Origin of the sequence: Hyphomonas sp. UBA3601 (genome assembly GCF_002375605.1) — a bacterium.
Taxonomy (GTDB): Bacteria; Pseudomonadota; Alphaproteobacteria; order Caulobacterales; family Hyphomonadaceae; genus Hyphomonas.
Window position 1 is genome coordinate 18,262 of record NZ_DFME01000117.1, and the last position, 786, is coordinate 19,047.

1 protein-coding gene is annotated in these 786 nt (G+C 55.9%); it reads left to right on the forward strand.

What is annotated here, in order from left to right:
• The coding region (locus B4F73_RS12345; RefSeq protein ID WP_290483442.1) for a PQQ-binding-like beta-propeller repeat protein at window positions 1-786 on the forward strand (786 nt) is incomplete at both ends.

Consider the following 786-nt stretch of genomic DNA (forward strand, 5'->3'; position numbering starts at 1 on the left):
CGCTGAAAGTCATTCTGACGGGTGCTACGATCGGTCTTCTGGCTGCCTGTGGAGGGGCGGTCGACTCTGGCGACGCTTCCACACAAGCCTCCCAGGGGATCAATGAGGAACGTTTGCTCAATGCTGCAGGCGAACCACATAACTGGCTTACTCATGGTGGCACGTTTTCAGAAACGCGGTTTAGCGCGCTTGACGCCATTAATCTGGAAACAATCGACCAGCTGGATCTTGCCTGGGCGGCACCGCTTGGCAGCTATCGTGGCGTAGAGGCAACCCCGATCATTGTTGATGGTGTCATGTACACTACGGGTTCGTGGAGCGAAGTGCTGGCGCTTAATGCTGCCACAGGAGAAATTCTTTGGCGCTACGATCCGGAGGTTCCCCGATCAAAGGGCGCACATGCTTGTTGCGATGTCGTCAATCGCGGCGTGGCTGTCTATAACGACAAGGTCATATTCGGGTCGCTGGATGGTCGTCTGATCGCTCTTGATTCAAAGTCAGGCGAACAGATCTGGGAGACCCGTACTGTACCGCTCGAAGAACCCTATACGATCACAGGGGCGCCTCGCATTGTGAAAGGCAAGGTCATCATCGGAAATGGCGGTGGTGAGTTCGGCGTTCGCGGATTTGTTGCAGCGTATGATGCTGAAACAGGTGAACAGGCCTGGAAGTTCTACACTGTGCCGGGAAATCCGGATGATGGATTCGAAAACGAAGCCATCGAGATGGCCGCTGAGACCTGGACAGGCGAATGGTGGAAGCTGGGCGGTGGCGGGACTGTCTGGG